Origin of the sequence: Protofrankia sp. CiT1 (assembly GCF_917627335.1) — a bacterium.
Taxonomy (GTDB): Bacteria; Actinomycetota; Actinomycetes; order Frankiales; family Frankiaceae; genus Protofrankia.
In genome coordinates this window covers 38,008-44,270 of record NZ_CAKJTP010000028.1, presented here as the reverse complement: position 1 = coordinate 44,270, position 6,263 = coordinate 38,008, and the positions used below count along the sequence as shown (strand labels likewise).

The 6,263-nt window shown below is 68.0% G+C and carries 6 protein-coding genes; 2 read left to right on the top strand and 4 right to left on the bottom strand.

Features of this window, described 5'->3' with window-relative positions; genetic code table 11:
- Positions 1 to 20: 20 nt before the first annotated feature.
- From MJ785_RS07515 to MJ785_RS07500, 4 genes are all read right to left on the bottom strand, one after another.
- A complete protein-coding gene (locus MJ785_RS07515) occupies positions 21 to 440 on the bottom strand; it encodes a DUF5313 family protein (protein ID WP_239311393.1) in 420 nt (139 codons plus the stop codon).
- Positions 441 to 586: 146 nt separating this feature from the next.
- Positions 587 to 2,356 (bottom strand): biotin carboxylase N-terminal domain-containing protein, encoded by a 1,770-nt coding sequence (locus MJ785_RS07510; RefSeq protein WP_239380253.1) that lies wholly within the window; start codon positions 2,354 to 2,356, stop codon positions 587 to 589.
- A gap of 304 nt (positions 2,357 to 2,660) precedes the next feature.
- A complete protein-coding gene (locus tag MJ785_RS07505; protein ID WP_239310770.1) occupies positions 2,661 to 2,909 on the bottom strand; it encodes an acyl-CoA carboxylase subunit epsilon in 249 nt (82 codons plus the stop codon).
- Positions 2,910 to 2,940: 31 nt separating this feature from the next.
- Entirely contained in the window at positions 2,941 to 4,548 is a 1,608-nt protein-coding gene (locus MJ785_RS07500) for an acyl-CoA carboxylase subunit beta (protein WP_239310769.1), read from the bottom strand.
- Positions 4,549 to 4,693: 145 nt separating this feature from the next.
- Between MJ785_RS07500 and MJ785_RS07495 the strand changes: the two genes are divergently transcribed.
- Both MJ785_RS07495 and MJ785_RS07490 read left to right on the top strand, forming a co-directional pair.
- Complete coding sequence (locus MJ785_RS07495; RefSeq protein WP_239380252.1) at positions 4,694 to 5,491, top strand: biotin--[acetyl-CoA-carboxylase] ligase; 798 nt, start codon at positions 4,694 to 4,696, stop codon at positions 5,489 to 5,491.
- 59 nt (positions 5,492 to 5,550) lie between these two features.
- A complete protein-coding gene (locus MJ785_RS07490; protein WP_239310767.1) occupies positions 5,551 to 6,099 on the top strand; it encodes a PH domain-containing protein in 549 nt (182 codons plus the stop codon).
- The last annotated feature ends 164 nt before the right edge of the window (positions 6,100 to 6,263 follow it).

Genomic DNA, 6,263 nt, shown 5'->3' with positions numbered 1-6,263 from the left:
GTCCCCTATTGCCGGGCGCTCTAAAGGTCGATGCCGTCGTCTTCCTCGGGCGGGAGGACCGGTGCGAGACCGTGCTGGACGAGGCGCCGGTTGCGGAAGTGGCCAGCGGTGGCGAATCCGAGTCCCACCGTCGCGACGAGCAGGAAGATCGAGATGGTGAGCCGGACCTCCAGCCGCCCGGGTAGCAGCGCGAACATGATCGCGAATGGCAGCATAACCAACGGCGGGCGGGAAGCCTGCCGGACCCGCCACCGCGGACCTGTCAGATCGTGCGACACCCATGGCGTGTACCGCGGGGGCAGCGTTCCGCCCACCAGGTAATACACCAGCCCGGCAAAGGGCGGTCGCTCGGGTGACACCGGCCGCTTGCCGCCTGGGTCCACCGACCCGTCCCCGGGAACCCGGCCCTCTTCCATGCCCGCTTCCATGCCTGCTGCCACACTCGCCAGCCTACGGACAGGTTTCCCGGGAGTCTGTCAGCCGGCCGGGAAGCGGCCGGGATCAGTCCCTGGGGCAACCGGCAGCAGGGGGTGCGGCGTCGCGGGGCTGGGGCAGGTGCCCCAGCCCCTTTCCTTGATCCACACCCCTATTGCCGGTCGCTTGTGATCTCGCAGAGGACGGCGCCACTGGAGACGACGGCACCGACGGTCGCGGTGAGCCCGGCCACGGCACCCGCCCGATGCGCGGTGATCGGTTGTTCCATCTTCATCGCCTCCAGGACGACGATAAGATCACCGGCTTCGACGGTGTCGCCGTCACTGACAGCAATCTTGACAATGGTGCCCTGCATGGGGCTGGTCAGTGCGTTCCCAGCAACGGCCTTCGTTGCTTTCGCGCCGGAGCGTCTCCGGGGCGGAGCCGCGCGACCGGCCGCCGGAGCGGCCGCCGATCCGAGGCCAGCGGGCAGGACAACCTCAAGACGCCGGCCGCCGACCTCCACCACCACCGACTCTCGCTCCACCGGCGCGGTTTCGGCGTCCGCGCCGCCGGTGAAGACCGGGATCGTGTTGTCGAACTCGGTCTCGATCCAGCGGTTGTGCACTCGGAACGGTTCGGTCGCGTCCCCCGGCGCGAAAGCCGGATCCCGTACGACAGCCCGATGGAACGGCAGCACCGTGGCCATACCGTCGACGGCCATCTCGGCCAGCGCGCGGCGGGCGCGTTCCAGCGCCTCGGTCCGGCTCGCGCCAGTGACGATCAGCTTGGCGAGCAGCGAGTCGAAGGCGCCGCCGATAACGGTGCCGGACTCGACACCGGTGTCGACCCGCACACCCGGCCCGGTGGGCGCGACAAACCGGGTGACCGTGCCCGGGGCCGGCAGGAAGTTACGCCCGGGATCCTCGCCGTTGATACGGAACTCGATCGAGTGCCCCCGGGGGGCCGGGTCGGTCGGGTCGAGTGCCTCACCCTCGGCGATGCGGAACTGCGCGCGAACGAGGTCGATGCCGCTGGTCTCCTCGGTGACGGGATGCTCGACCTGCAGGCGGGTGTTGACTTCGAGGAAGCTGATCATCCCGTCTCGGGCGACGAGGAACTCGACCGTGCCCGCGCCCACGTAGCCGGCCTCCCGGCAGATGGCCCGAGAGGCCTGATAAAGCGACGTGCGCTGCTCCTCGGTGAGGAACGGCGCCGGGGCCTCCTCGACGAGTTTCTGGTAGCGCCGCTGCAACGAGCAGTCCCGGGTGCCGACGACGACGACTGTGCCGTGGGTGTCCGCGAGGATCTGGGTCTCGACGTGGCGGGGCTGGTCCAGGTAGCGCTCGACGAAGCACTCACCCCGGCCGAACGCGGCGGTGGCCTCGCGGACCGCGCTTTCGAAGAGCTCAGGCAGCTCGTCGCTGTTCCACGCGACCTTGAGCCCACGCCCGCCACCGCCGAAGGCTGCCTTGATGGCGACCGGCAGCCCGTACTGATCCGCGAAGGCCAGGACCTCCTCGATGCCGCCAACGGGATCGGCGGTGCCGGGGGCGAGCGGCGCCCCCACGGCAAGGGCGATGTGCCGGGCCGCGGTCTTGTCACCCAAGCGCCGGATGGCCTCGGGCGGCGGCCCGATCCAGGTCATGCCCGCGGCGATGACCGCCTCGGCGAAGTCGGCGTTCTCCGACAGGAAGCCGTAGCCGGGGTGGACGGCGTCGGCGCCACTTGCCCGGCAGAGATCGAGAATCTTGTCTATTCGAAGATAGGAGTCGCCCGGTGTGTTGCCCGAGAGGGCGTACGCTTCGTCCGCGATGCGGACATGGAGGGCATCGATATCGGGCTCGGCGTACACCGCGACGCTTGCGTACCCGGCGTCCCGGCACGCGCGGATGACCCGGACAGCGATTTCTCCCCGGTTGGCGATGAGGATCTTACGCACGTTTCTCCCGTCCTCGTTCAGCGTGGCTGAGTCCTAATGTCCCGCGGAGGCCGGGGACCTCACATCTGTTGTCGGCAGTAGGCGTTCTTAGTTCTTAGCGGCGCCGGCAACAGGACCTGGCCGGCTCGCGGCGTCCGGGCGGCGCCTCGCCTCATCGCTGCCCGTCCATTGCCGCGCGATGCATGGGTGCCCTGGCTCGTCGGTCGACGCGCGATACCTCCGGCGTATCTCTCCGCGGCTTCGCGATCCATCCACCCGGACGCCGCTGTCTGGCCGAACGCCCTGCTGCCGGAACCTCCGCGGGTTACCAGTCGGCTCGGGTGCGGACGCCCTGGACGAAACCGGTCTGCCGCCACGCGTCCGGGCCGGAACGTACGGTCTGGCGGAGCGCCGCGGCCCGGTCGGTCCAGCCCGACGGCGCCGTCGGGCCGGGCGGTGAGGCCGCCGCCCGCAGGCGGAGCACCGCGACCACCGCGGCAATCTCCTCGGCGGACGCGTTCGCCGACACCACCCGCAGATACGGACGGGTGTGGCTGTCGCCGCTGGTATCCACCTGACGTTCCTTTCATGAAGGTGAGGCGCACCTACAGCGGAATGTTTCCGTGCTTCTTGGGCGGGAGCGACTCCCGCTTGGTCCGCAGCAGCCGAAGGGCTCGGATCACTTCGCGACGGGTGACTGACGGCGAGATCACAGCGTCCACGTACCCGCGTTCGGCGGCGATGTAGGGGGTGGCGAAGTGCTGGGTGTAGTCCGCGATCAGTTCCGCGCGGCGGTCTTCCGGGCTGTCGGTGGACGCGAGTTCCCGGCGGTAGATGATATTTACCGCGCCCTGGGCGCCCATCACCGCGATTTCCGCGGTCGGCCAGGCCAGGTTGATGTCGGCCCGCAGGTGCTTCGATCCCATGACGTCGTATGCACCCCCGTAGGCCTTCCGGGTGATGACGGTGACCTTGGGGACCGTGGCCTCGGCGTAGGCGTAGATGAGCTTCGCGCCGCGGCGGATGATCCCGTTCCACTCCTGCGAGGTACCGGGCAGGAAGCCGGGAACATCGACGAAGGTGAGTACCGGGATGTTGAACGCGTCGCACGTCCGGACGAAGCGTGCCGCCTTTTCGCTGGCGTCGATGTCGAGGGTGCCGGCGAAATGCATCGGCTGGTTGGCGACGACGCCCACCGAACGTCCGTCGATCCGCCCGAAGCCACAGATCATGTTCTGTGCGAACTGGGCGTGGATCTCCAGGAAGTCGCCCTCGTCGAGCACATGTTCGATCACTGTGTGCATGTCGTAGGGAGTGTTGGGCGAGTCCGGGATGAACACGTCCAGCTCGGTGGTGATCTCCGCTTGGATGTCGGCCACCGCGGCGAAGGCCGGCGGATCCGTCATGTTGTTCGACGGCAGGAACGACAGCAGCGCCCGAGCGCTCTCCAGGCAGTCGGTCTCGTCCACGGCCTGGAAGTGGGCGACACCGCTGCGGGAGTTGTGCGTGTGCGCGCCGCCGAGCTCCTCCATGCCGACGTCCTCGCCGGTCACGGTCTTGATGACGTCTGGACCGGTGATGAACATGTGGCTGGTTTTGTCGACCATCAGGGTGAAGTCGGTGATGGCGGGGGAGTAAACGGCACCGCCGGCACACGGGCCCATGATCAGCGAAAGCTGTGGGACGACTCCCGACGCCATCACGTTGCGATAGAAGATCTCACCGTAGAGGCCCAGCGAAACAACGCCTTCCTGGATACGCGCGCCGCCCGAGTCGTTGATACCCACCACCGGGCAGCCGGTCTTCAGCGCCAGGTCCATGATTTTTATGATCTTCTCGCCGAAGACCTCGCCCAGGCTGCCGCCGAAAACCGTGAAGTCCTGACTGAACACGCAGACTTGGCGGCCGTCCACCGTGCCGTATCCTGTCACCACGCCGTCACCGTAGGGGCGGTTGCGATCGAGCCCGAAATCATGCGAGCGGTGCCGAGCGAACGCGTCCGTTTCGACGAACGATCCGGGGTCGAGGAATGCCTCGATCCGTTCACGGGCTGTCATCTTGCCCTTGGCGTGCTGGGCGTCAACGGCCCGCTGGGAACCAGCGTGTACCGCTTCGTCGTTGACCCGCTTCAACTCGGCAATCTTGCCGGTGGCCGTCAGAAGGTCGGGTACCGAGCCCTGCGCGGGATTCTGAGCGGGAACAGGAAGTACCATGCCGGGCAGCGTACGGCGGGTACGGCTCCGCGTGCTCGATTCGCGGGTGGGGGGCACAAACCAGTACCCGTGGCGGAACGTAACGGTAGTCAGCCCGCCAGGACAACGCTCCGGTAACAGGCCGGTCGGTGGCACCCTGACTGGCATGCGGACATCGAAGACACATCCGCGCCGGCTTCCATTGGACGCCGGCCTGGTAGCGGCGGCGCTCGCCGACGACGGCCTCGACGTGCGGGTCGTCGGGGAGACCGGCTCGACCAACGCCGATCTTGTGGCGGCGGCGAAGGCGGGCGCCCGTGAAGGGCGGGTGCTGGTCGCCGAGTCGCAGTGGGCCGGCCGTGGGCGTCTTGACCGGTCCTGGGTCTCGCCACCGGGCGCGGGACTCACCTTCTCGGTGCTGCTGCGGCCCATGGTGCCGGCCGCGGCCCTCGGCTGGCTGCCGTTGCTCACCGGCGCGTCGCTGGTTGGCGCGCTGCGCGGTTCCGCCGGTATCCCGGCCGTTCTCAAGTGGCCGAACGACGTGCTGGTGGACGGCGCGAAGGTAGCGGGAATCCTTGCCGAGGCCGTTCCCTGCCAACCGGCAACGACCGCGGTGGTCGTGGGGGTGGGCCTGAACGTCGATACGGCCGCCGATGAGCTGCCCCTCGGGGCGACCAGCGTGGCGCTCTGCCAGCGGCGGGCGTCGCGGCCGGCGACTGGCCGGGGTGAGTTGTTGATCGAGGTGCTGCGGGAACTCGCCGCGGGATACCGGGCCTGGCTCGCGGAACCGGATCGTGCCAGGGACGCTTACCGCTCGGTGTGCGCGACGCTCGGTCAGCAGGTGCGGGTTGAGCTGCCCGACGGTGCTGTCGTGGTGGGCGCCGCCACAGCTGTGGACGCCCATGGCCGGCTTGTCGTGGACGGCCGGGCCTTCGCCGCGGGGGACGTCGTCCATCTGCGGTGACGCCGAGCCGATCGACCCTCGGGCGCCGCTGACGTGGTGACGGTGAGACGATCGGCCGCGTGGGATTTCCAGAGAGCATTCTGACCAGCGATGAAGAGGTTGTCCTGCACCTTCATCCGCACTGGATCAGGCTTGCTGGGCCGGCCACCGCGTTCGTCGTGGTTCTGGGCCTGACGCTGTTCGGTGTGCTGGCGATACCGGCGGGTTCGTTCCAGCATGCGGCACAGTGGCTCGTGATCACGGCCGCGGCGGCCCTGCTCACTGTCACAAGCCTGCGTCCGTGGTTACAGTGGATCACGACAAGTTATGTTGTGACAACGGAACGTGTTGTCATCCGGACGGGCGTCTTTTCCCGCAACGGCCGTGACATCCCGCTTCAGCGGCTCAACGATGTCTCGTTCCACCACTCGTTCGCCGAACGCCTGCTGGGCTCCGGCACGCTGACCATCGAAAGCGCCGGTGAACGCGGTCAGGTCGTGCTGGCGAATCTGCCACGGGTCGAAGAGGTGCACGCAACCATCTACCGGCTGGTCGACGAGATCGACCTTCGGCGCCGAGGCCCCGTCAACACCGACGTCGATGGTTACGGCCACGAGCGTAACCGTTAGGGCGTGTCTGATGGATGTTGGTCGATGTGGGCGATGATCTAGAAAGTGGCCTGCAAGGCGGAGGAGGTCCGGATAGCGGTGTTCTATCCGGACCGACGACAACGCCGCAGGACGCCTTCTGGGCATTGATCCGCACGATCGAAGATCCATCAGACACGCCCTGG